Genomic DNA, 25,212 nt, shown 5'->3' with positions numbered 1-25,212 from the left:
AGAACAACAATTTTCCATTAATATGGAATTCCACTGAATATAAAATTAATTTTTGAGAAAGAAGATACATAACTATTGAATTTTCACCTGTAAACTTTTAAATTAAGAACATTAATATTCTTGAGTATCAGGATGGAATGTTTTCCAACTGTGCCAAAATTCCTGATAAGCCTTTATTCTAATCAAAGAAGCCTGTTTATTAGTAATCTGCTCAAGATTCTCACCCTTTAAATTATACCGATTTCTATTTTCGATTAAAGTATCATTTTTAACCGAAAACTTTCCGTTGGAAGTTGGGTTCAAGAAAGCAAAAAAGCTTTTATTATCATCCGCCAGTACTAAAATGACAGCCTTCTTCCCAATGTTGGTCTGAATAATTCGTTCTTTCTTCAAACGATTCCAATCAAAAGCTTTACTTTCGCCATAGAGCTGAATACCCACCACCCAAGATTTATCTTTCCAAGATAAAGAATCAGTACCTGTCAACTTCTTTTTCGATTTCCCAGATTCATACTTAGCAGTACTATCATATTCTTCTTTATACTTTAAATCAGGCTGCATAATTTTACTGGTGGGATACATTTTTAGCCAAGTATCCAAGGAAACTTGCTGTGATACAAGTTCTGGCAACATCGTTCCTTTTAGCTCGCCCGTGATGGCTTCACCGTTAGCTTGTCGCCACCAACTTTTTGTTGTGTTATCTTCAAACATGGCGTTGAAATGATCCATTCCAACCAATCGGAACGCCTCTACTTTCCCATTGACAATTGGCTCAAACACTCTTCCTGTTCTACAAACCGAGCAGTAAGTAACCATGATAAGCTTGCCCGCTAAAGTATCACAAACTTGATGATGATAGATAATCTGTGAAATTGGATAAGCTTTAGCTTCTCCGTTGAGTTCAACGCCAATAATTACTCTGTCAAGTTTTATTTGGTTTTCACTAGCAGGCTTCATGCTTAGGGCTTGGGTTTCTTCAAACATGGCATCAGCCGCCATTTTGAAATTAAAAGCATAACAAACACCAGCAGCGAATAAAATACCCAACAGAGTAAACCAACGAGCTTGTTGAAAAGCAGGAAAAATGCCAAACACAATCATTACTCCAAATATTCCTCTAAATATCCAACGCCAAGTATAAAGAAAATAAGCAATGTCTATACTTCGCATTTGCTGGCTTCCTGGCATTGGCATAATGAAATAAACATTTAAAATCTCAAAAATGATGAGTCCGATAATACCCAGATAGAAGAGTTTTTTCATTTTTTATTTGGCTAATGAATACTTTGAATGTTGTTGAGGACTAATAATGAAAAAACTCTACACATCAATCTGATAAGTAGAGTTTGAATTATTAACCATTTATAAATACTTAAAATATCTTTGAATCATTTATTAAATCGGGTTTTTGTTTTTAAAACTTTCCACATTCGTTAAATATGGAAAGTTTGTAATACCCCAATTTTAATATTTTGATTTTCCACTGCTAAACAAATTAAAATGACTAAATATAGATTTTTTGTCACTTTTCTAATTTCTGATACAAAGTAATAGCTAAAATTTACAATTTCCAAATAAGCGGAAAAAATTTCCACTTATTTTTCTATTTTTTGAATATTTGACTTGAAATGGCAATTAATATGACAAATTCTTATTCGTTTCTGGGAAAACATGAATATTTTCAAAATCTATTTCCGTAAATATGGAAATTTAGTTTAGTATTAGTATTGGATTAGCATAACCTGTTTCCTCTGCAATTTTCTTCGCTCTGGCTTGATAGATTCAATAGAAATATTTCTAACAAGTGGAACAACATTATTAAAATCCACATAAATGGAATTTTATTTTTAAAAATTTAAGAACCTCCGAAAAAGAGCTTAAAATAGTAATTAAAAGGCTCTACTTATAAGAATTATTATATTTCTTGGCTATACAGAGATAAATAGCGAGATTTGCATTTCCAAAAAAGAGGAAATAAAGAAGTATTGAGATACGATAGTTTAGAAGAAGCTAATAATAAAAAATGCCAGAATAAAGTAAATCATTCTGGCAAAATATGATGAGTGATTTTTTTGCTAAAGCGTTTGTGGGTCGTTCAGAGAAGGACTGTTCAAATTATCAATCGTTTGTCTTTTTAAAGCTTGAACAAACTTTTCGGTATCTTCAAAAGATTCTTCCTGACCAGAAAGTTTCTTGACTAAATTCAACAAATGAGTTTGCGTTTGTAACATCACAGAAAGCGTAATTTGGTTATCCGCAATTTGTCTTTGATTACGAATAATACTTACCTGATTGTTGACAATAATTTCTTGGTTTTTGATAATCGTTGATTGATTTTGAATCACCAAATCATGATTATCAGCATTACGCTTTTGGTTTTCAATCATAATATCATGGTTACCCACGATGCGTTCTTGCATATCTTTTAAGAAATTATGCTCGGCTATCAATTTTTGAAGTATTTCCTCTATATTTTGCATATTGATACTCTTGAATGAGAATTTTTATAATTGAAAATTGCGTTTACCTTTGTTCCCCGTAAAATTAAAGATTTTTATTGATGCAAACCGACAAACTGAAAAAAATCAAACTACCTTGGCTTTACCTGTCATTCTTGATAGTGGTATTGAGTGTTTGGACATATCACATGGTATCCACCGATAGCTTCTATATTTTTGCAAAACATGGTTATGCAATTCTTACTATGATTTTTGGTTCGTTCATAGCGGGTTCTAGTCCCGAAGGAAGTGCGGCTATTGCTTATCCTGTTTTTACTTTACTCCTAAAAATACCGCCTGCTGTGGCTAGAAATTTTGCTTTCGCCATTCAAAGTATTGGAATGACTTCAGCAAGTTTACTGATTTTAAACTTAAAAATAAAAGTTGAGTGGAATTATATTAAATATGTCACGTTCGGAGGCATTTTCGGACTGATTTTCGGTACTTATTACATTGTTCCGCTTATTTCTCCGCCTTTGGCAAAACTCTTTTTTGTGTCACTTTGGCTAAGTTTTGGTTTGGTTTTATGGTATGAAAACACCAAGCCGAAACGAACAGTATTCGATAAAATTCAGTCCTTCCAGCGTTCGGATATGGCGAGATTACTCTTTTTTGGATTGGTCGGAGGAATGATTTCTTCTATATTCGGAACAGGGATTAATATTTTTTCTTTCTGTTTGATGACGATTTATTATCGTATCGACGAAAAAGTAGCTGTGCCATCATCCGTAATCATCATGACTTTAGAGACTATCTTAGGATTCTTCCTTCATGCAGGTGTAATAAAAGATTTTCAATCAGAAGCCTTTGAAATGTGGTTGGCTTGTATTCCTTTTGTGGCTTTTTTTGCACCACTTGGTTCTTTTGTCATCAATAAAGTACCTAGAAAAGCTGTTGCCACTTTTCTATACATTATCTTAATCGTTCAATTTATTGGAGCGATGTGGGTTATTAAACCTAATTTAATGCAGTTGATAATGTGTTTAATAACACTCGTAGGGGGTTTGAGTACTTTTGTGTATTTGGCTAATGTGAAGAATAATAGGATGGTGGAGGAGTAGGGATTTGTCTTTCCTTAAAAGGAGGATTGGTATTAAAAATTATTTTATCACTAGGGCTGGGCTGGAATTTAAGTCCAGCCCAGCCCTAGTGATAAACATTAAAATCTACAAAATCCTCAATTTAGCAAAGCTCAATAAAAGCGTTTTCTCGCCAATTGTTCCTTCAAATTGAATGACTGCTTTGCGGTCGGTTCCGTTTATGTCTATCTTTTTTACTTTTCCGAAACCAAATTTTAAATGCTCTACTCTGTCGCCTTCTACTAAATTTTTGGTATCGCTTGGTACAAAATCTTGCGAAGGAATATAAGTATTACCAACCACAGGACGAGCCGCAGGTTTGGCTATCAGACTTGCCGTAGAAGTTGGTTTGTTTGAAGTACCAAAATCAGGGGCTTTTTGTTCTCTGTTGGTCATTCTTACAAAGCCTTGCGGAGCAGGTTTTTCTTCTGGACGACGGATATTTTTAGCAAATTGCAAATATTGCGGGTCGATTTCGTCTAAGAAACGACTTGGTTCACAAGGTTTCAAACGTCCGTACTGATAACGAGATTCTGCATAAGACATCATCAATTTCTTTTCAGCACGAGTAATGGCTACATAAAACAAACGACGTTCTTCTTCTAAATCCGCTCTGCTTTGCAACATCATTTGGCTTGGGAAAAGATCTTCTTCCATCCCCACTACATACACATGATTAAACTCCAAACCTTTTGCTCCGTGAATTGTCATCAAAGTTACTCTGTCGTTATCGCCATCTGGGTCGTCGCTATCGGCGGTCGTTAATAATGAAACGGTTTGCAAGAAACTCGAAAGCGATTTATCTTCCTCCTCTACTTCGTTATCATCCACAAATTGCTTGATGGAGTTCAATAATTCCTGTACGTTTTCGTAGCGAGAAAGTCCTTCTACCGTTTTATCTTCATGCAATTCTCTGAGTAAACCCGATGCTTTGGCAATGTGCGCAGCTACTTCATAAGCGTCTTTTTTATTGACTTCAACCATGATTTTGAAAGACTTTATCAAATCAGCAAAGCCTTCGATGGTATCGGCAAATCGTCCTGCTTGGAATTGTTTGATGTTTGAAACTACTTCCCAAACAGAAATCTGATTTTCAGAAGCCGTTACAGCAATCTTCGCAATGGTCGTATCTCCAATTCCTCTTTTCGGTAAATTGATGATTCTTTTAAATGCTTCCTCGTCTTTTTGATTCACCACAAAACGGAAGTACGCCAATAAATCTTTTACTTCACGACGTTGGTAGAAAGACAAACCACCGATAATTCTGTACTTGATATTCAGTTTACGAAGCGATTCTTCAAAAGCTCTTGACTGTGCATTGGTTCTATACAAAATAGCAAAATCGGTATTTCTCAAACCATGAGCCATTTTTGATTCAAAAAGGTGCGTCGCAATTAATCGTCCTTCTTCGTTGTCTGAACTCGCTTTGATAAGTTCAATTAATGAACCTACTTCGTTTTCTGTAAATACTTTTTTCTTTAACTGATTTTTGTTTTTGGCAATGATAGAATTGGCAGCTTCCACAATATTTTTCGTTGAACGATAATTTTGCTCCAATTTAATGGTTGCCATATTTGGATAATCTTTCTCCAAATTCAAAATATTATCAATACTTGCTCCACGGAAAGCGTAAATCGACTGGGCATCGTCACCAACTACACAAAGATTTTTCGACAATTCCGATAATTTCTTCACAATCAAGTACTGCGAAATATTCGTATCCTGAAACTCATCTACCATGATGTATTTGAATTTGCGTTGATACTTATCCAACACCGCAGGGTGGTCACGGAAGAGAATATTGGTATTGTACAACAAATCATCAAAGTCCATCGCATTGGCTTGGAAACAACGCAAAGTATAAAGCTTATACAATTTGCCCATTTCTGGCAACTTCGCCGCTGTGTCATCTGCTGCAATGACAGAATTATTCAAGTACTCGTCTGGGCCAATCAAACGGTTTTTTGCTCCAGAAATACGGTTATAAATTACATTGGCTTTATATACTTTATCGTCCAGACCTCGCTCTTTGACGATTGCTCTGATTAAAGATTTAGAATCGTCAGTATCATAAATCGAGAAATCGGAAGTATAGCCCAAATGCTTGCCATCAAAACGAAGGATTTTTGCAAATACCGAGTGAAAAGTACCCATCCAAAGGTTTTTACCATCATTTCCAACCGCATTTTCAATACGCTGACGCATTTCGCCAGCGGCTTTATTGGTAAAAGTGAGGAGTAAAATCTGAAATGGGTCAACGCCTTTTTCGATTAAATAAGCAGTGCGATAAGTAAGAACACGAGTTTTACCAGAACCAGCACCTGCAATAATCATCAAAGGGCCATCTATATGTTGTACCGCTTCACGTTGCGGTTCGTTTAATCCTTTTAAATAATCCATAAATTTTTAATTCAATTTGAATTGACCTCAAAATTACGAAAAAATAAGGGAGGGCTTGGTATGAACACAGCTTTGTTTTAGAAATGAAGCTTGAAAGGCTTATCATCAAAGAAAATAAGCCGTAATTTTGATACATTTAGTGATTGTGTGATTTGGTGAATGAGTGATTAATATTTTCAATCAATCATTAGATCTTTACGAAAGGTTTAATTTTGTTCAAATGAGTTCTTAAATTAACATTTTGTAGCGGCAAACCCTTGCGGTTGCCGTTTTGAGTACGGCAACCGCAAGGGTTTGCCGCTACATCAATTTTCGATTTAAAGACAAATCTAAACCTTCGTACAACAAAATCACTCATTCACTAACTCACTCATTCACAATTAAAAAACATGAATCAAACCAGAAAAATAAGAGATAACGAAAAGGCATTAATTATTCATCTTTTAGCCCAATTGAATTTTACAACAGAAGACTATCCTATCGACGAAGAAGTATTTGAATACGAAGGCGGAAAAATGGGAAGTATCAGCATTGGCAATAAAAATCCAGATGAATACGACGGCGATTTGATACAAGTAGAATACGCCGATACCGACGGAACACCAGTATTGATAACACTTACCAAAAATAAAAGTAACCAACTCTTAGATTTAGATTTTTGGAAAGTAGATTTCTCTGCTTTAATTACTTATCCTAAGCCTGAAGAGGTGGAAGTGAGAGAACTACCTGATAATGATGTTGAGCTTTAAACTAAGAAATTTCCGCTACAATCTCCTTGTATGTAAGAGTACGGAAAATCTATCTCAAAAACACATCAACCTATCTTTTTCATAGACAAATCCATCAAAAAGAACCAACGAGCTATCTCGGAGATAGGTCATTCCATCATTTTCATAGGTCAAGCTATCTCAGAGATAGCTTGACCTATCATTTTTGCGGTTTTTTGCGTGAAAAAGATAGGACATCCTATCTCGGAGATAGGCTTGCCCATCTTTTTCACGCAATTTCCCGTACAAAAGTGAAAAAAACCGCAATTTGTATTTAGCCATTCTTTGTGCTAAATAAGTCCTCACTCCTATCATTTGTCTTGATTCTTGATTAGAAAAAGCACAATATCCATTCAGAAATATTTTTCCAATCAAAACCATCTTAGGCTATCTTGCGTTAATCTCATGTACGTGCATCAACAGTGTTCTTGTTCATTATCGACTGTCCCCCAATAATGAACCGTTTAAACCAAAAACAAATACTCCATCGGGGATTGGAGGTATCTATTTCGATGAAAAAACTATTGACTACTTTGGCTTTAACAACTCTTTCATACTTTGGTTTTTCACAGAGTTGTTGTTCATTAACAAAAGATGACATGCAATTGATGGCATCTACTAAAGAATTTCAAGCGGCTCACCTTTCCCCACTTCCTTATACACACGTAAGTACTGTTGGCGGAAAAATGATTGAATTCAAAACGCCAGATGGCAAAATGGCAAATGCTTATCTGATTAAATCAGCAAAGCCTTCTAATAAGTATTTATTTGTATATCAAGAATGGTGGGGTTTGAATGATTATATCAAAAAACAATCAGAAGTATTTTATGGTGATTTGAAAGACGTAAACGTTCTAGCAATTGATATGTACGATGGAAAAATCGCTACAGACCCTAAAGATGCTGGTGCATTGATGTCAGGTGCTGACCCTGCTCGTTTACAAGCTATCATCAAAGGTGCTTTAGCTTATGTAGGCACGAAAGCTAAAATTGCTTCGGTGGGTTGGTGTTTTGGTGGTGGACTTTCGCTAAAATCGGCTATTTTAGAAGGTAAGCAAGCGGTAGGTTGTGTAATGTATTATGGAATGCCAGAAAAAGATGTTGAACAATTGAAGACTTTGAAATGTGATGTATTAGGATTGTTTGCAGGAAAAGAACAATGGATTTCTCCAGCGATTGTTGCACAATTCGAGAAAGATATGGCGACGGCAGGTAAATCTGTAAAAGTAAAATCTTTTGATGCAGAACACGCATTTGCCAATCCATCAAATCCAAAATTTGACAGAGAAGCATCAGAAGAAGCATACTCTTTGGCAATTACTTATTTGAAAGATAAATTAAAGTAGCAGGATTTATCAAACCTGTATAATTCTGAATTTTATCATTACGAAACATGAGTCATCCCGAATTTTTTCTTAGAATAGTGAGGTTTAGGACGATTTGAGAGGTTTTTATCTTTATTATTGTACAATTCTTACTTTTCTTGTCTTGAAACAAGAAAAGTAACAAAGGAAATTCAAGAATTCCTAAACTCGCTTCGCTCAAACAGTAGGAATTCATTGCTCATCAATCACAAAAAAGCGGTCAAAAACTAATTTTGACCGCTTTTTTGTGATTTTAAAATTCGGGATGACTCATGTTTGTTAATCGTGAAATATTTTATGATTCAAGTATATTTTTATGAAAAATACTTAGTCTTACCCGGAATGGCTACTGGATAATTGCCGTTTGCATCGGGTTTCAGAGGCATATCTGCATCCCAAGCAAAAGTTTTTGGCATAATATCAATGCCCGAATTAATGGCTTTATCCCATTCAATTACTTGTCCTGAATATGTTGCCATTCTTCCCAAAATAGAAGTCATCGTTGACTTTGCACCATTTTCTGCATCAGCAAATTTGTATTCACCTTTGGCTATGGCTGCAAACAATTCATCATGTTCGGTTTGGTAAGGCTGGTTTTCTTTAGTCTTTTTGTCAAAAGAGAACAAAGGTTTTCCTTTATGATCTGTGATTTTGGCAGCATCAAACTGAATTTTTCCTTTTGTTCCAATTGCTAATTCATCTACTTTAGCCCAAGTACCTTTAATGTGTCGGCATTGAGAATTCATAATTGTTCCATCAGCATATTCAAACTCTACAATATGGTGGTCAAAAATTTCTCCTGTATCTTTTCCTTTTCTTACTTCACGTCCGCCAGTTCCTCTTGCTTTTACTGGATAGCCATTTTTCGCCCAGTTGATTACGTCGATATTATGAATGTGTTGTTCAGTAATATGGTCACCACAAAGCCAGTTAAAATAATACCAGTTGCGCATTTGGTACTCCATTTCAGTCTGACCAGCTACTCTTGGTTTTGTCCAAACGCCATCATTATTCCACCAAACAGAAGCCGAAACGATGTCACCAATCATACCATCTTGATAACGCTTCATTAATTCACGGTATGAATTTTGGTAACGTCTTTGCAAACCTACCACTACATTTAATTTCTTCGCTTTTGCTTTTTCAGCAGCGACTAATACTCTTTGAATTCCCGCTGGGTCAGTTGCAACAGGTTTTTCCATAAAAATATGCTTGCCTGCATTTACTGCTGCTTCAAAATGGATAGGACGAAAACCTGGAGGAGTAGTCAAAATCACCACATCTGCCATAGGAATCGCTTTTTGATAAGCATCAAAGCCAGTAAATTTATGGTCAGCTGGCACATTAATTTTAGCTTTTAAATGAGCAAAATCATCGCTAGTAATTTCTTCATAACAGCTATCCAAACGGTCTTTGAAAGCATCCGCCATAGCTACTAATTTCACATTTTGTTTAGTGCTTAATGCCTGAATAATTGCTCCTGTACCTCTACCCCCGCAGCCAATTAAAGCTACTTTGATAGTATCATCAGAATTACTATTGAAAAAGGAAGCCTCCGATAAAAACGGAGTAGTAAGTATTCCACCTGTGATGATAGAAGTACTTTTCACGAAATCTCTTCTGTTAAAGGTCATAGTTGTTTAGTTAATTGTTTATTTTTTGCTGTTGGAATTCGGCTTTCGGTCGTCGGATTTCGGATATTAGTTGATGCGTTTTAGTTTTCGTTCATCAAATACCCAAAAGCAAAAGACCAAAGCCGACGACTGAAAGCCGATGACCGAAAGCTAAAATTTATTTTAACATTTTCTCAAAAAAAGCTTCCACTTCTTCTTTTGTGGGCTGTTTTACAGGACGAATAATTCTGAAACCTACAAAAGGAGAATCAGCATTCCACCATTTACTTTTGGGAATCTGTGGGTCTCTCCTATTCCAAACTGCATCTGATTTCAGGCGATTAGCACTTCTTAATTGAATAGCTTCATCTTGGTAATTGCCACCTTTTACAGTACTTGGATAACGTTTTAGTTTTATATTATAAGGATTGGTTTCGCCTGCTTGTATTTTCTGATAAAATGTTTCGTCGTACTGGTCGAGTGTCCATTCTGCTACATTGCCAAGCATATCGTACAAACCCCAAGCATTTGGTTTCTTTTCCCCTACATGATGGTACTTCTCTTCAGAATTACTTTTAAACCAAGCATAATCTGACAATTTTGAAGCATCATTTCCAAAAAAGTACGCCGTATTGCTTCCTGCACGACAAGCATATTCCCATTCAGCTTCTGTTGGCAATCTGTGAAAGATTCCTGTTTTGTAATATAACCATTTACAGTACATCACAGCGGCGTATTGTTGCATTGAATTAGCAGGAAAACCACCTACTTTACCCATTCCCAAAGTAAAATCTATGTACGGAGGACTAGGACGAGTAATGGCATCAGGTCTAGGTTCTGGGTCTCTTTCTTCTTCAAAAAATAATTGATATTCATCGTAAGTAACCTCATAAGCACCCATCCAAAAAGCTTCAATTTTTACTTTTACTTGTGGGCTTTCATCTACTTCATGTCCTTGTTCAGAAGCGAGACTTCCTAACATAAATTCCCCAGCGGGAATTGGCATCATCTTGTACTTTACTGAAGTGTTTGTAATAGTTTGCTCGTAAGGTTTAAAATCTTGAGCAATAGATTTTTGGGTAATAATGATTAATAAGATAAAAAGTGTTTTTTTCATAAGGTTTTGAAAAAATTAATGTTTTTCAAAATTAAAAAAACAACCTTTAGTGTATGTCCTGATTAATCATACTTCCTTGATTTTAATGGGAGTCACATTTTTTTCGTTCAGTAAAAGCCATCTTTTACAGGATTAATAAAAAATTAATCAGGAATTTCGATAGAATTAGAATTTTACAATCATTTAATAAGAATTTTTTCACGAATCTTTTAAAAGTACAAAAAAGGTAGTAATTTTGTCTTGCAAATAACAATATCAACGATATTTGCCATGTTAGATACATCCAAGTTCCTTTTCGAAGCCCTCACTTATGATGATGTGCTTCTTCTTCCCGCTTATTCTGAAGTCCTTCCACGAGATACAAGTACGAAATCAAAACTTACTCGTAACATTATTTTAAATACTCCAATTGTTTCTGCTGCGATGGATACTGTAACCGAAGCTGATTTAGCTATTGCTATGGCTCAAGAAGGTGGTATCGGAATAATCCATAAAAATATGACGATTGCCCAGCAGGCTGCACAAGTAAGAAAAGTAAAACGTTCGGAATCAGGAATGATTATCGACCCAATTACCCTTACTGAAGGACAAACCTTGGGAGATGCTCACCGCATCATGCGTGATTTCAAAATTGGAGGTATTCCAGTGGTGAATGATGCAGGAAAACTTATTGGTATTCTTACTAATAGAGATTTACGTTTTCAGAAAAATATGTCTCGATTAGTAACAGAAATCATGACTAAAGATGGTCTGATTACTGCTAATGAAGGTATTTCTTTAGAAGATGCTGAAAGTATTTTACAAGAATATAAAATTGAAAAATTACCTATCATTGATAAGAATTCAACACTTATCGGTTTGATTACTTACAAAGATATTTTGAAAAGAAGAAGTCATCCAAATGCTTCTAAAGATTCATTAGGTCGTTTAAGAGTAGGTGCTGCCGTAGGCGTTACTGCTGATTTATTGGAAAGAGTAGAAGCTTTAGTAAAAGTTGGCGTTGACGTAGTGAGTATTGATACAGCACATGGACATTCAAAAGGAGTAATTGATGCGTTGAAATCAGTCAAAGTAAAATTCCCAAATCTTGATGTCATTGTTGGAAACGTAGCTACTGGCGAAGGTGCAAGAGCTTTAGCCGAAGCAGGTGCTGATGCCGTAAAAGTAGGTGTTGGCCCGGGAAGTATTTGTACAACTCGTATCATTGCTGGTGTAGGTATGCCACAATTAACGGCTGTTTACGAAGCTGCTTTAGCCGTTGCAGACTTAGGCGTTCCGATTATTGCTGATGGTGGTATTCGTTTCTCTGGTGATATTGTAAAAGCTATCGCTGGCGGTGCAAGTACTGTAATGATTGGTTCTATGTTGGCTGGAACAGACGAAGCACCAGGTGAAATGATTCTTTTTGAAGGACGTAAATTCAAAACTTACCGTGGTATGGGTTCTGTAGAAGCAATGGAAGATGGTTCAAAAGACCGTTATTTCCAAGATGCAGAAGATGATATTAAGAAATTAGTCCCAGAAGGAATCGTTGGTCGTGTACCGTTCAAAGGTGCTGTGGCTGAAATCATTTACCAAATGGTGGGAGGCTTAAAAGCTGGTATGGGTTACTGCGGTGCAGGCAACATAGAAGCGATGCAAAAAGCGAAATTTGTAAAAATCACAGCGGCTGGTTCAAGAGAGAGCCATCCACATGATATTACCATTTCAAAAGAGGCACCTAACTACAGTGCCAAATAAGAATATAATACTTTAGTCCGTTATTTGTGAAAAAATTAATAACGGACTAAAAAATATATTATGAAGAAACAGCATTTCCTCTTCTTTATCGTAAGCTTATTTTATTCGTCGAGCATTGTCGCTCAAGAAGCAAAAACGCCAGAAGCAAAAACGCAAGAAATCAAGCCACAGGAAGTAAAACCTAAAGAGATTAAAAAAGATACTTCATACTGGAAAAAGAAAACACAATATGGTGCTAATTTCAGCAATGCTGATTTTAGTAACTGGAGTCCCGGAGGACAAAACGCTACAGGTTTTACCGTTTTTTTCAATACAAAAAGAGAGTACGCCAAAGCTAAAACTACTTGGGTAAACGATTTGCAAATGCAATATGGCTTACTCAATAATGGTAACGGTTTCAGAAAAAGTATAGACCGCTTGTTTTTTGATTCAAAGGTTGGTCATAAAATATCTCCTACATGGGCTTTGGTTGGCGTATTCAACTTTCAATCACAATTTACTTCGGGTTATAAATATGGCGATGTTTCTGCCAACGATATAAAGATTTCTAACTTTTTATCGCCTGCTTATATTACAGAATCTATCGGGTTTGAATGGCGACCAAAACCATTTTTTAGCATGGTTGCTTCGCCTGGTGCCATTCGTCAGACAATTGTAACAGATGATGGAGTAAGAGAAAAAGACGCTACAACTGGTGCATTGAAGCCAGCTTATGGTATAAGAGTGGGTTCTAAGTTTCGTAATGATTTTGCCTTAATTCAAATTGTTTCAAACTTTGATAAAGATATTGCCAAAAATGTCAACTTGAAATTGCGTCATCAGGTTTTTATCAATGCCAATTCTTTGGGACATATTGATAATAGAATTGATGCGAAAGTTGCGGCTAAAATCAATAAATACTTTAGTGCTACTTTTGACTTTATCCTACTTTATGATGACGATTTAAGCACTAAAATTCAACAAGCTAGAAATTTAGGTTTAGGTTTTTTGCATACATTCTAAAGTTTTTTGCATATTAGTATTGTCAATTACTGTAAAAACACTCATACAATGCTAAAAGAATTTAGAAAATTTATTGCCCAAGGTAATGTGCTTGACTTGGCGATTGGTGTAATCATCGGCGGAGCTTTCGGTAAAATAGTTGCTTCATTAGTTGATGATCTTTTAATGCCTATTATTGGTATTATCATCGGTGGTGAGGATTTTTCACATTTATCCGTCTTAGTTGGTAAAGCAGAAGTGAAATACGGAAACTTTATCCAAGTAACAGTTCAGTTTTTAATCATTTCTCTTGTGATTTTTTTAATCATTAAAGCAGCCAATAAGGCAGGAATTACAGATAAAACGACTGAATAAGCATAGAAATTAATAATATGATTCAGAGAAGCCCGAAGTGTAATAACTTTGGGCTTTTATTTTTCCATCAAAAATATTAGAAGAGGGCAGAGTTTTTGGTTACTTTGCAAATTGAATCTTTAGAGAATAACAAAAGTCTGGAATATGAAAAAAATCGCAATCTTGGGCGGAGGTGAAAGTGGTGTTGGGGCAGCTTTATTGGCAAAAGCAAAAGGCTTTAAGGTGTTTTTGTCGGATAAAGGTATTTTATCGGATAAGTATAAAGAAATTTTGAATCAAAATGATATTCTTTTTGAAGAAGGACAACATACAGAAGAACAAATTTTAGATGCCGATGAAGTAGTGAAAAGCCCAGGAATTCCTGATAAAGTTGCTTTAGTTCAGAAGTTGAAATCATTGAGAATCCCAATTATTTCAGAAATTGAGTTGGCTTCAAGATATACAAAAGCAAAAATTATTGCGATTACAGGAAGTAACGGAAAAACAACGACAACACTTTTAACGTATCATTTACTCAAAAATGCAGGGCTGAATGTCGGCTTGGCTGGTAATATTGGCTATAGTTTTGCTAAACAAGTAATTGATGATACGCTAGATTATTTTGTATTGGAACTTAGCAGTTTTCAGTTGGATAATTGTTTCGAATTCAAAGCAGATATTGCTATTTTATTGAATATCACGCCCGACCATTTGGACAGATATAATTATGAATTTCAGAATTATATAGATTCTAAATTCAGAATATTACAAAATATGACACCTTCTGATAACTTTATTTTTTATCAAGAAAGTGAAGCTCTTGCCAATGAATTAACAAAAAAAACATTTCCAATCAATTATCTCCCAGTTTCATTACAAGGAAAAGTACCACAAGGTGGAAGTTTACAAAACGAAAAGCTTGAGGTTACTTATAAAGAAAATCATTTCTCATTTGCTTTAGAAGATTTGCCTATCAAAGGTTCGCACAATGCTATCAATGCAATGTCTGCTATTTTGGTTGCAAAAGTATTGGATATTGAAAACGATAAAATTGCAGAAGGATTAAAATCATTCAAAAGTGTAGAGCATCGCCTTGAACCTTGCGGAGAAGTTGGAGGCGTAAAATTTGTCAACGATTCAAAAGCGACAAATGTTGACTCTGTTTTTTATGCACTTGGAAGTTTTAACGACCCAATTGTCCTAATTATGGGCGGTGTTGATAAAGGTAATGATTACAGCCAAATTGAAGCTTTGATTGAACAAAAAGTAAAAGCCTTGATTTGCATGGGAACGGATAATCAAAAATTATTAGATTACTTTGGTAAAAAAGTACCCTTGATTTTCTCGGTAGATAGTATGCAAAAAGCAGTTGCGCTTGGGCAAGAAATAGCCACAGAAGGCGATGTAGTTTTACTTTCGCCCGCTTGTGCAAGCTTTGATTTATTCAAAAATTACGAAGATAGAGGACGACAATTTAAAGCGGCTGTATCTGCATTGACAATCGCTTAAACAAAATATTATTTCAAAATTCATTGAAAAATGGTGACAAATTGGTTAAAAAGTAATCTTAAAGGCGATCATCAAATATGGACTATCGTTGCAGCTTTGTCGATGATAAGTATTATCGTCGTATCGAGTGCATCTGGGAAATTAGCGGTAATGGCTAGTGGAGGTATTTTTTATCATATCTTTAAACACATTATTTTGGTTTCGCTGGGGCTTGGTTCGATGTGGTTTTTTCACCGACTAGACTATCATCGTTTTGCCATGTATTCTAATGCGGGTGTAATTCTATCTTTTGCTCTCTTGATTTATGCCTATAAATTTGAACAAGGAATTAACCATGCCAATCGTTGGATTCACGTTGGTGGTTTAACATTTATGCCTTCCGATTTAGCCAAATTATCATTAATTACCAATTTGGCGGCAATGTTAGCCAAGCGACAACACGTGAGTTATACTTTTAATGAAATTTTACCGATGATTGTAAAAATCATTTTGGTCTGTTCGGCAATTGCACTCACCAACGTTTCTACTTCTTTGCTTTTATTTACCACTTGTTTTTTGTTGATGTTTTTCGGAAGAGTACCAAGCCAATATTTACTATTGGCATTAGCGGGTATTTTCATTACGGCAACTTTATTGGTTATGACAGGTACAGGTAGCCGTATCGAAACAGCCAGAAACCGTGTTATCAACTTTGCCAGTGGATTAAAAGGAACAAAGAAAAAAGACGCTTCACAAACTTCTGATTATCAAATTGAACGGAGTTTTTACGCCATCGCCAACGGTGGAGTTTTAGGAAAAGGGCCAGGTAAAAGTCAACAACGATACTTCTTGACAGAATCTGAATCTGACTTTATTTACGCCATCATTATCGAAGAATGGGGAATGATTGGCGGAGTATTTGTTTTGGGGCTTTATCTCTGGTTTTTGTATCGAGGGATGAAAGCCGTCGATAGTTCTGGGCGAGCCTTCGGGGGATTACTTTCGGCTGGGCTAACCTTTAGTTTGGTAATTCAAGCAATGGTCCACATGGGTGTTGCTACTGGCTTAGGCCCTGTTACTGGGCAAAACTTACCATTACTAAGTATGGGGGGAAGCTCCCTTTTGTTTACAGGTGCAATGGTCGGAATTATCATTGCAGTGAGTAGAGACAAAGTAAACAATCCAATTTTATAAGTTTTCAGCCCTCAGCTGTCAGCTATTTGTTTTTAACAGTACAATTAAGTTTTTTGTTTTAGGCTCAAAACTTATTGCTTAATTATCATTCAAATGACCAAAGTCATCATCTCAGGTGGAGGAACAGGCGGACACATTTATCCTGCCATTGCTATTGCTAATGCTTTAAAGGAAATAAATCCATCCATAGAAATTTTGTTCGTAGGAGCAGAAGGGAAAATGGAAATGGAAAAAGTACCCAAAGCGGGTTATCAAATTATTGGTTTACCCATTGCGGGAATTAATCGTTCTAATTTATTAGCGAATCTTAGCTTTCCAAGAAAATTAATCGCAAGCTTGAGCGAAGCCAGAAGTATTATTAAAGATTTTAAACCTGATGTTGCCGTGGGTGTTGGAGGTTACGCTTCAGGTCCATTGCTTTTGGCAGCGTCCATGATGGGTGTTCCTTACTTAATTCAAGAACAGAATTCTTATGCAGGGATTACTAATAAATTATTAGCAAGAAAAGCACAAAAAATCTGTGTGGCTTATCCAAAAATGGATACTTTTTTTGATGCTGAAAAAATAAAAATGACGGGTAATCCTGTCAGAAAAGATATTTTAGAAGTAAAATCAAAACGAGACGAAGCCTTAAAACACTTCGGACTAGAAGCTACTAAAAAGACAGTTTTAGTAATTGGTGGAAGTCAAGGAGCTAGGACAATCAATGAATCTATTGATGCTGGATTAACCAATTTGGTTGGTGCGGGTTATCAAGTCGTTTGGCAAACAGGTAAATTGTATATCGAAAGAGCCAAAACGACTGCGAACGTTTTCAAAGGTCAGGTTTATGTTTCAGATTTTATTTATGAAATGGATTTAGCTTATGCCGTGGCGGATGTCGTAGTTTCAAGAGCGGGAGCATTATCGGTTTCTGAATTATGTTTGGCGGCAAAACCTTCTATATTAGTGCCTTTGCCTACCGCTGCCGAAGACCACCAAACCATGAATGCCATGAGTTTGGTCAATAATGATGCTGCTATTTTGGTTAAAGATATTGCTGCCAGAGAAAGCTTAGTAAAAGCAACGATTGATTTATTACAAGATGCTTCTAAGCAAGAAGTACTCAGCAAGAATATCCATCAATTAGCCAAACCAGAGGCAGCAAAAGAAATCGCTAATGAAGTATTAAAACTCATTGGGAAAAACTAATAAAATATTTATGCTAAAGGCGATGAATGTTTCGTTGATTACTCAATCATTATCAATACTTTAATCATTTCAATGACTAAGAAAATATTAGTACTCATTTTTTGTTTTTGTCTAACACTTAGCAATTTTTTGGTTGCTCAGACTATCGCTGGAATATGGCAACAAGTAAATCCTAAGGGCAATACTTCAAGGCTAATTTTCACTGAAAACTATTTGATGTTTGCTACTTATCAAACTACTGATAAGCACTTTGTCAGTGCTGGTGGCGGTGCTTTTGAAATATTAAAAGCTGATTCAAAAACGATTTTATCGTTCAAAAGAGATTTTAATACTGAAGATTCTACTTTGGTAGGATTAACGGTCGCAAATGTTTTTTCTTTAGATAAAAATACTTTAACCGTTACCCAAGGTCCTTTGGCTGGTACTTGGTTACGAATCACTGAAAAATTAAGTACAGAACCTTTTTCAAATTCACTTTGGCGTTTACGAGCCAAAGAAGACACAGCATTTAAAATGCAAACGGTTTTTAGAGGCCCTTTCAAAACAATAAAAATATTCTCTGGAGAGCATTTTCAGTCGGCAAGTTTCAATATTGATACGCATCAGTTTTTTGGAACTTTTGGCGGTACTTTTAACAAGAAAAAGGAGAAGTATCTCGAAAAACTTACTTTTTCTTCAAAAAGAAACAAAAAAGCAAATACTTCATTTGAATACGATTGTGTAATCAATGGCAAAGATTGGATTCATGCTGGACAAAGTGTTACAGGCGAAAGAGTACACGAAATCTGGGAAAAAGGATATTAAGACAACGATTAAATATTAACTGAAAAGGGAATTTCTGAGAAGAGATTCCCTTTTTTTATTTTTTATTTTTTTTTGAATCCAGCAATCCAAGATGAAAAGTCTTGCGTAGATATGTCAGTTGAATGTAAAAACGTATCTAAGAACTTCCAAATAAAATATTTTCAGTCATGCAAACGCTAAGCAAAATATTCAAAGTAACAAGCATTGTCATTTTAAGTTTTTTCGTTGCCTTTGTTATTTATGCCAACTGGGAAGAACCGCCACTTTCTGATCGCATGAATTTAAAACCAATTTCCCTAGCTGTCTTTAATCTCGACCGTGATTTATCGGTTCAAGATAGTATCAACATCGCCAACAAATTATCAGCTAATAAAGGAATTACTGCTGCCACAGTAAACCGCATAGGAAAGACAGTAAGTGTTACTTTCCATGAAGACGAGACCTCAGAAGAAGTATTGAACCAAGTATTAACTTCCGAGGATTTCAATCCTTCAAAATTAGATTTTACTGCTTTTAAAGGTCCACAGTGTCCAGTTCCTTCAGAATACATTGATTTTATATTAGGAGCAAAAAAGGCATTATGTTTTCGATAAGTATTATCAATAGTGCATTTTTAATCAATAAGCCTATAAAGTTTTTATTACTTCTTGACTATTAAAATTTAATCTTCTTTGCTCGAATATCCTTAAAATTAATCGTGAAAGTAGCGCATAGCGAGCGTGCAATACTTTTACAGTCATCGGTAAAATTTTTAAAACATGAAAAAAACAATGCAACTATGGGGTGCATTCCTCATGGCAGGAATGCTTGTGTTTACATCTTGCAGTAAAGATGATGAAGTAGTTCCTGTAAAATCTCTTTACGACCGTCTGGGTGGTAATGCGGCTATTTCAGCAGTAATTGACCAATTTATTACGAATGTTGCTGGTGATGCTAGAATCAACGCTTTCTTTGCTGATGCTGCTGGAGATCCTGCACGTCTTACAAGATTACGCAACAATTTGATTAACCAAGTTGGAATGGCAACGGGTGGAATGGAAAAGTATTCGGGACTTGACATGAAAACGGCTCACAAAGGAATGGGTATCGAAGAATCTCATTTTAATGCTTTAGTAGAAGATTTATCATTATCACTTGATAAATTCAAAGTACCAGCTACTGAAAAAACAGAATTATTAACAGCTTTGGCTACTATGAAAGGTGATATTGTTGAAGGGCCTACTTCAGTATATGTACGTTTGGGAGGCAATCCTGCGATTACTGCCGTGATTGATGATTTTATTGGAAAAGTAGCTGCTGATACTCGTATCAATGCTTTTTTTGCTGCTGCCGCTGCTGACCCAGCTCGTTTGAATCGCTTGAAATTAAACCTAGTGAATCAAGTTGGACAGGCTTCTGGTGGCCCAGAAAAGTATTCAGGTTTGGATATGAAAACGGCTCACAAAGGAATGAATATTACAGACGCTCATTTCAATGCTTTAGTTGAAGACTTGAACGCATCTTTGATAAAATTCAAAGTAGAATCAAGAACTAAAATTCAATTATTGACAGTGCTAGCAAGTCTTAAAGGAGATATTGTAGGACAATAGTTTTACAAAGAAAAAGGTAAAAGGTTTTTCAGAAAAGAATTTTATGTTCCATTTCAAGAATACCTTTTGCCTTTTTTATTCAGCATATTTATAGTCAAAAACTATTTCAATATACAAAATATCAATTTTTACTATCAACAATCTTTGTTTACTTTTGTGAAATAGAGATTTTGTATTTAATAAAATCAATACTCATCGCTAATCAAGCTAATCAATATTAACAATAAAATTGATTAAAGTCAGTTTTGATGCGTAAAAACTCTACTACCTTTCGACAAAATTTAAAAACAGTAAAATTGTATTATTTATAGAATACTGGTCAAAGAACAAGTGCCTTATTTATATGTATTCTAAATTATAGATAAGTATAAATAATTAGCCTTTATTAAGACCAATCATAATCATTCGTGTTGTAATTTTACACAATTATTCAATTTGTGAAAATATGGCACACAGCGTTACAAATTGTTTAATTGTATAGCTTGAAAATAAGGATTTTTCCTTGTTGAAGCGAATCGGAATTGTAAGGAGTCATGAAAAATATTTTCAAAGCATTAAGTTTATCATATAAATCTGCTCCCTTGGCGGTGCGAGAACAAGTAGCTCTAACGGAGGAAGAAATCAAAAATTTCTCACTTAAAATTAGAGATTTGTTTGGCATTCAAGAAAGCCTTGTTGTTTCTACTTGCAACCGAACTGAAGTATATTATGTAGCCGAACAAAATATCACGGCTGAATTAATCAAAGTATTATTAATCGAAAAAGGAATTATTAATACTGAATTATATTTTGATTATTTTCAACAACTTAATACACAAGCAGAAGCGGTTCAGCATCTTTTTGAAGTAGCAACAGGTTTGCATTCAAAAGTTGTTGGCGATTTGCAAATTCCTAACCAAGTAAAACAATCATACCAAATCGCTGCTGATTTGAACATGGCTGGGCCATTCCTTCACCGTTTGATGCACACGATTTTCTTTGCAAACAAACGTGTTGCTCAAGAAACTTCTTTCCGTGATGGTGCCGCTTCTACGTCGTATGCCGCAGTAGCTTTGACAGAAGAAGTAACTAGAAATATCAACAACCCGAAAGTATTGATTTTAGGTTTAGGCGAAATTGGTATTGATGTTTGCAAAAACATGGCAGACCAAGAATTTGCTGAAATCACAGTGATGAATCGTACTCGTGCAAAAGCGGAGAAAATCGCTACGGGACGTAATTTCAGAATCGCTGATTTTTCTACTTTAGAAAGAGAAGTGAAAAGAGCCGACGTAATTATTTCTTCAGTGATGATTGATAAACCAATTGTTACCAAAGAATTAATTGAAAGAATCGGAATTCTTACTTTCAAATATTTTATTGATTTATCAGTTCCTAGAAGTGTAGAAGATAATGTAGAGGAAATTCCAGGAGCTTTAGTATATAACATTGATAGTCTTCGTGAACGTGCTGATGAAGCTTTGAAAAGTCGTTTAGCGTCGATTCCTCATGTAGAAAGAATCATTGCAGAAGCTATTGTAGGTTTTGATGATTGGTCGAAAGAAATGGTTGTTTCACCAACAATCAACAAATTGAAAAATGCACTTGAGCAAATTCGTAAAGAAGAGATGGCTCGTCATTTGAAGAATCTTTCACCTGAAGAATCTGAGAAAATCGAGAAAATTACGATGGGCATTGTGCAAAAAATCATGAAGTTGCCAGTAATTCAGTTGAAAGCAGCTTGTAAACGTGGAGATGCAGATCAATTAGTAGATGTATTGAACGAATTATTTGATTTAGAAAAACAACCAGATAATTCTGCTTACAGTCACTAATCTTCGATAAATAATACTTTCAAAACCTGCGAATTATTTCGTGGGTTTTTTGTTTTTAGATAAATATCATCTCAATACTATGCTTATATATCGTAGATTACTTCGTTTAATCCCTTTGATTCTATTGATTCTTTTGGCTGTTTGGGCATGGGAAAAATTTAAAAGTTTCAAAAATCCATTTGGAGATGCCGAACCAGAAGTATCGCACAGCGTACTTTTACAAAAGATTACTTCAATGGGAAAATTGGAGTTGGTAAAGTATAATTTCAGAGATGTGGTAGAAAGTCGTATTAAAAAAGACTTTTTGCCAGATGCAAAAGTATTGTTAATCGTCACGGGAGAAGCCACAGGTTGTTTGGATTTAACCAAGATTAGAGTAGCCGACATTACCGAACAAGACAGTATTTTAGTCGTTCATTTACCAGAACCTGAAATCTGTAATTTTAAAATAGATCATTCAAAATCAAAGGTTTATAATACAGAATACGCTTTTATGGATGAAGCCAAATTGGTTGATGAAGCTTTCAAAAAGGCTGAAGTACAAGTAGCACAATCGGCGAGGGAAATGGGTATTCTGGAGCAAACTAAAAAATCAGCAGAGCAAATTTTAAAGCCTTTTCTGGAAACTGTTTCTAGGAAAAAAGTAGTATTAAAATATGCGATGAAAGATAAAAAGAGAGAGTTAAAATAAGTACTTTGCAAGGCTAGTTTAATTGCCCTGCAAAGTATTTTGAGCTTTTACAAAAAAATAACTCCGCATTAAAAACTCATCACTCAAAATTAACGATGCCCAAAAATCGCAGAACCAACCCTTACCAGAGTTGAACCTTCTTCGGCAGCAATCAGAAAATCGCCCGACATTCCCATTGAAATTTCTTTTAATTGTAGGTTATCACTTTCAGGAATTGAAACTTTTAATTCATCAAAAAACGTTTTTAAACTTCTGAATTCTAATCTGATTTGAGTTTGGTCGTCGGTATTAGTTGCCATACCCATCAAACCCACAATTTTGATGTTTTTCATGCTCTTAAACTCATCAGATTGTAAGAGTTCTTTGGCTTCATCTTGCGATAATCCAAATTTAGTTTCTTCTTGGGCAATATAAATTTGTAATAAACAGTCAATAATTCTATTATTTTTAGTAGCTTGTTTATTAATTTCCTGAAGTAGTTTCAAAGAATCAACAGAATGAATCATTGCTACAAAAGAAGCCATGTACTTTACTTTATTACTTTGTAGATGACCAATCAAATGCCATTCAATATCTTTAGGCAAGATTTCCCATTTTTCAACCATTTCCTGAACCTTATTTTCGCCAAAGGTTTTACAGTTTGCTTGATAGGCTTCTTCCAAATCAGCAATGGGTTTAGTTTTAGTTACAGCAATTAATCGTGCTGTTGTGCCTTGTAATTGAATATTGATTTTATCTAAATTTTTTGCGATGCTCATGGTTTTGGCTCAAGAATGATTGGTAAATATTTGTATTTTTGTGTAATCAGGGGCAAACACTTAGTTTTGCAAAATTAAACCAAACTTATAACGTTTAAAGTTAATACAAACATAAATTATCAATTACTAGCCAATGGAGGAGTACAATCCAAATAGACAAAGTGAACAGAAACTTAAAATCGCCGTTGCTGTATTGATTATTTTAGTTACAGCATTGGGTTTTTTATATTTCAGAGAACGCCAGTTTAATAAAAGAAACGAAGACTTAAGCGATTTAAGAGCGAAGGATTTGTTAGTAGCAAGTACCAAATTAGATTCGATAGAAAACCAGTTAAATACAAAAATTATTGAAATTAAACGTTTGGGTGGAGATGTAAGTGAGTTGATTCGTGCAAAGCAACAGTTACAAAAAGATAAAATAGCTTTACAGAAATCAGTGGGTTTTTCGATGAAAAAGTATGAGTTGAAATTCAAGAAATACCTTACTTTATTAGGAGAGAAAGATAATGAATTGCTGAAACTTAGAAAAGAAAATGGCATTCTGGCTGCGATGAACGATTCGCTGAGTAAAGAAGCCCAAGCACTTTTAGAAGACATTACTTTTGCTCAGAAAGCCTTGAACGATTCTGCCATTAATTATACTCTTCGCCAAAAAGAATTATCCGAACGTAATCGAGAATTATCTGAAAAGGTTTCTCAGGCGGCGGCTCTTCATGCTGAAAGTATTAATGTTTATGCGATTTCTGTAAAAGGAAAAGAAAGTGATGGTGGTGTCTATAAATCAAAAAAAGTAGATAAAGTAAGAATCACCTTCTATTTGCAAGAAAATCCATTGACGACACGAGAAGCGAAAGTGATTTTTTTAAGAATTATAGATCCATCTGGTCAGTCTGTTGCTGATATGAGTACTGGTTCTGGCAGTTTTACGTATAAAAATAGAGATGTTACTTATACTGCCAAACAAAGGATTGTTTATGATAACAGTCATCAATCTGTTGAATTCGTTTATAGCCGTGGACAAGCTTATAAAGATGGCAAACATATCATAGAATTATATGCCGAAGGCTACAAAATTGGCGAAGGCTTTTTTGAAGTGAAATAAAAAAAAAGGTGTTTGGTATCCGAAGTCACTGAAAAATCTATTTCTTTACTAGCAGAAAAAACGAGCTATAATAAACTGAAAACCCAATATTACACATCAAAAAAAGCGTTTATATAAAATTCGATTTTATATAAACGCTTTTAACTAATTAATACTTTTCAGTAACGTCTATCCTTTTACTTAACTTTCGACGAAAATTAATTCAAAGAGGCTTGATAAAATGGTTTCAAAAGCCTAGAAGTTTTACTAGAAAGTACAAGATATTGTTCCATTTTTACATGTGAAGGCGTCTTCTCCAATCTTCTAATCAGGAATTTTAATGGCGTTTCTCTTGAAACAAAAACCAGAGAAATAAGCCAGTCTTGGGTTTGTGATTCTACCCAATAGCCTACTAAAGAATCGCCAAGCCATTTTTCTTCTAGCAGTTGTAAATCGTTGCCAGCTCCTTGCGAGTTTTCCTGAAAGTCGTAATCGAAATGAAAAATATCCATAATATTATATTTTATTATTTCAAGAATTTTTATAAATATAACTATATTATAGAATTTTTGTTATTTTTCAATAAAAAAAATTGGCTCAACCCTTAAACTGGGCTGATGATTAAACATTGTTGATAATTTCTCAAATCTGGCGTTAAAAGTAGTTGAAAAGTTTCTTGTAAAGCCTTT

At 35.0% G+C, this 25,212-nt stretch carries 22 protein-coding genes; 15 read left to right on the top strand and 7 right to left on the bottom strand.

What is annotated here, in order from left to right; all coding sequences use genetic code 11:
- Positions 1-111: 111 nt before the first annotated feature.
- Positions 112-1,263, bottom strand: a complete 1,152-nt coding sequence (locus tag HNP25_RS01540; RefSeq protein WP_184129216.1) for a DUF3179 domain-containing (seleno)protein — start codon at positions 1,261-1,263, stop codon at positions 112-114.
- Between the two features lie 812 nt (positions 1,264-2,075).
- A complete protein-coding gene (locus HNP25_RS01535) occupies positions 2,076-2,480 on the bottom strand; it encodes a hypothetical protein (RefSeq protein WP_184129213.1) in 405 nt (134 codons plus the stop codon).
- 80 nt (positions 2,481-2,560) lie between these two features.
- Here HNP25_RS01535 and HNP25_RS01530 point away from each other — a divergent pair, with 80 nt between their 5' ends.
- Entirely contained in the window at positions 2,561-3,559 is a 999-nt protein-coding gene (locus tag HNP25_RS01530) for a sulfite exporter TauE/SafE family protein (RefSeq protein WP_184129210.1), read from the top strand.
- Positions 3,560-3,664: 105 nt separating this feature from the next.
- On the opposite strand, the gene HNP25_RS01525 is transcribed toward HNP25_RS01530, so the two are convergent.
- Entirely contained in the window at positions 3,665-5,977 is a 2,313-nt protein-coding gene (locus tag HNP25_RS01525; protein WP_184129207.1) for an ATP-dependent helicase, read from the bottom strand.
- Between the two features lie 389 nt (positions 5,978-6,366).
- Here HNP25_RS01525 and HNP25_RS01520 point away from each other — a divergent pair, with 389 nt between their 5' ends.
- Together HNP25_RS01520 and HNP25_RS01515 are read left to right on the top strand one after the other, a co-directional pair.
- Positions 6,367-6,726 carry a DUF6984 family protein gene (locus tag HNP25_RS01520; RefSeq protein WP_184129204.1) on the top strand — a complete coding sequence of 120 codons (360 nt, stop codon included), beginning with the start codon at positions 6,367-6,369 and terminating at the stop codon, positions 6,724-6,726.
- 530 nt (positions 6,727-7,256) lie between these two features.
- Positions 7,257-8,090 (top strand): dienelactone hydrolase family protein, encoded by an 834-nt coding sequence (locus HNP25_RS01515; RefSeq protein ID WP_184129881.1) that lies wholly within the window; start codon positions 7,257-7,259, stop codon positions 8,088-8,090.
- Positions 8,091-8,422: 332 nt separating this feature from the next.
- On the opposite strand, the gene HNP25_RS01510 is transcribed toward HNP25_RS01515, so the two are convergent.
- Together HNP25_RS01510 and HNP25_RS01505 are read right to left on the bottom strand one after the other, a co-directional pair.
- Positions 8,423-9,742: a Gfo/Idh/MocA family protein gene (locus HNP25_RS01510; RefSeq protein WP_184129201.1), complete on the bottom strand. Its 1,320-nt coding sequence runs from the start codon at positions 9,740-9,742 to the stop codon at positions 8,423-8,425.
- A 157-nt stretch (positions 9,743-9,899) separates the two neighbouring features.
- Entirely contained in the window at positions 9,900-10,838 is a 939-nt protein-coding gene (locus HNP25_RS01505; RefSeq protein WP_184129198.1) for a formylglycine-generating enzyme family protein, read from the bottom strand.
- 270 nt (positions 10,839-11,108) lie between these two features.
- On the opposite strand from HNP25_RS01505, the gene guaB reads away from it, so the two are divergent.
- The 11 genes from guaB (at position 11,109) to HNP25_RS01445 (ending at position 22,684) form a co-directional block, all read left to right on the top strand.
- Positions 11,109-12,578, top strand: coding sequence for an IMP dehydrogenase (gene guaB / locus HNP25_RS01500; RefSeq protein WP_184129180.1), 1,470 nt, complete (start codon positions 11,109-11,111; stop codon positions 12,576-12,578).
- 60 nt (positions 12,579-12,638) lie between these two features.
- Positions 12,639-13,580, top strand: coding sequence for a DUF3078 domain-containing protein (locus HNP25_RS01495; RefSeq protein WP_184129177.1), 942 nt, complete (start codon positions 12,639-12,641; stop codon positions 13,578-13,580).
- A gap of 48 nt (positions 13,581-13,628) precedes the next feature.
- On the top strand, positions 13,629-13,934 hold the full coding sequence (gene mscL, locus HNP25_RS01490) for a large conductance mechanosensitive channel protein MscL (RefSeq protein WP_184129174.1): 306 nt from the start codon (positions 13,629-13,631) through the stop codon (positions 13,932-13,934).
- A 144-nt stretch (positions 13,935-14,078) separates the two neighbouring features.
- Positions 14,079-15,422: a UDP-N-acetylmuramoyl-L-alanine--D-glutamate ligase gene (gene murD, locus HNP25_RS01485; protein WP_184129171.1), complete on the top strand. Its 1,344-nt coding sequence runs from the start codon at positions 14,079-14,081 to the stop codon at positions 15,420-15,422.
- Between the two features lie 30 nt (positions 15,423-15,452).
- Complete coding sequence (locus HNP25_RS01480) at positions 15,453-16,595, top strand: FtsW/RodA/SpoVE family cell cycle protein (RefSeq protein ID WP_184129168.1); 1,143 nt, start codon at positions 15,453-15,455, stop codon at positions 16,593-16,595.
- Positions 16,596-16,688: 93 nt separating this feature from the next.
- Entirely contained in the window at positions 16,689-17,786 is a 1,098-nt protein-coding gene (murG, locus tag HNP25_RS01475) for an undecaprenyldiphospho-muramoylpentapeptide beta-N-acetylglucosaminyltransferase (RefSeq protein ID WP_184129165.1), read from the top strand.
- Between the two features lie 72 nt (positions 17,787-17,858).
- Positions 17,859-18,590: a hypothetical protein gene (locus HNP25_RS01470; RefSeq protein ID WP_184129162.1), complete on the top strand. Its 732-nt coding sequence runs from the start codon at positions 17,859-17,861 to the stop codon at positions 18,588-18,590.
- 167 nt (positions 18,591-18,757) lie between these two features.
- Positions 18,758-19,183: a hypothetical protein gene (locus HNP25_RS01465; RefSeq protein ID WP_184129159.1), complete on the top strand. Its 426-nt coding sequence runs from the start codon at positions 18,758-18,760 to the stop codon at positions 19,181-19,183.
- 165 nt (positions 19,184-19,348) lie between these two features.
- A complete protein-coding gene (locus HNP25_RS21650) occupies positions 19,349-20,179 on the top strand; it encodes a group I truncated hemoglobin (protein ID WP_221432363.1) in 831 nt (276 codons plus the stop codon).
- Between the two features lie 533 nt (positions 20,180-20,712).
- The gene (gene hemA / locus HNP25_RS01450; RefSeq protein ID WP_184129156.1) at positions 20,713-21,993 is read left to right on the top strand and encodes a glutamyl-tRNA reductase; all 1,281 of its coding nucleotides are present in this window, start codon (positions 20,713-20,715) and stop codon (positions 21,991-21,993) included.
- Between the two features lie 79 nt (positions 21,994-22,072).
- Positions 22,073-22,684: a DUF4230 domain-containing protein gene (locus tag HNP25_RS01445; protein ID WP_184129153.1), complete on the top strand. Its 612-nt coding sequence runs from the start codon at positions 22,073-22,075 to the stop codon at positions 22,682-22,684.
- Between the two features lie 89 nt (positions 22,685-22,773).
- Here the strand turns inward: HNP25_RS01445 and HNP25_RS01440 are convergent, their stop codons facing one another.
- A complete protein-coding gene (locus HNP25_RS01440) occupies positions 22,774-23,442 on the bottom strand; it encodes a YggS family pyridoxal phosphate-dependent enzyme (RefSeq protein WP_184129150.1) in 669 nt (222 codons plus the stop codon).
- A 133-nt stretch (positions 23,443-23,575) separates the two neighbouring features.
- On the opposite strand from HNP25_RS01440, the gene HNP25_RS01435 reads away from it, so the two are divergent.
- Positions 23,576-24,544: a hypothetical protein gene (locus HNP25_RS01435; protein ID WP_184129147.1), complete on the top strand. Its 969-nt coding sequence runs from the start codon at positions 23,576-23,578 to the stop codon at positions 24,542-24,544.
- Between the two features lie 197 nt (positions 24,545-24,741).
- Here HNP25_RS01435 and HNP25_RS01430 read toward each other — a convergent pair whose 3' ends face one another.
- Positions 24,742-25,035, bottom strand: coding sequence for a hypothetical protein (locus HNP25_RS01430; RefSeq protein ID WP_184129144.1), 294 nt, complete (start codon positions 25,033-25,035; stop codon positions 24,742-24,744).
- Between the last annotated feature and the right edge of the window lie 177 nt (positions 25,036-25,212).

This window comes from Arcicella rosea, from assembly GCF_014204325.1.
Taxonomy (GTDB): Bacteria; Bacteroidota; Bacteroidia; order Cytophagales; family Spirosomataceae; genus Arcicella; species Arcicella rosea_A.
This window is presented reverse-complemented; position numbering and strand designations above follow the sequence as displayed.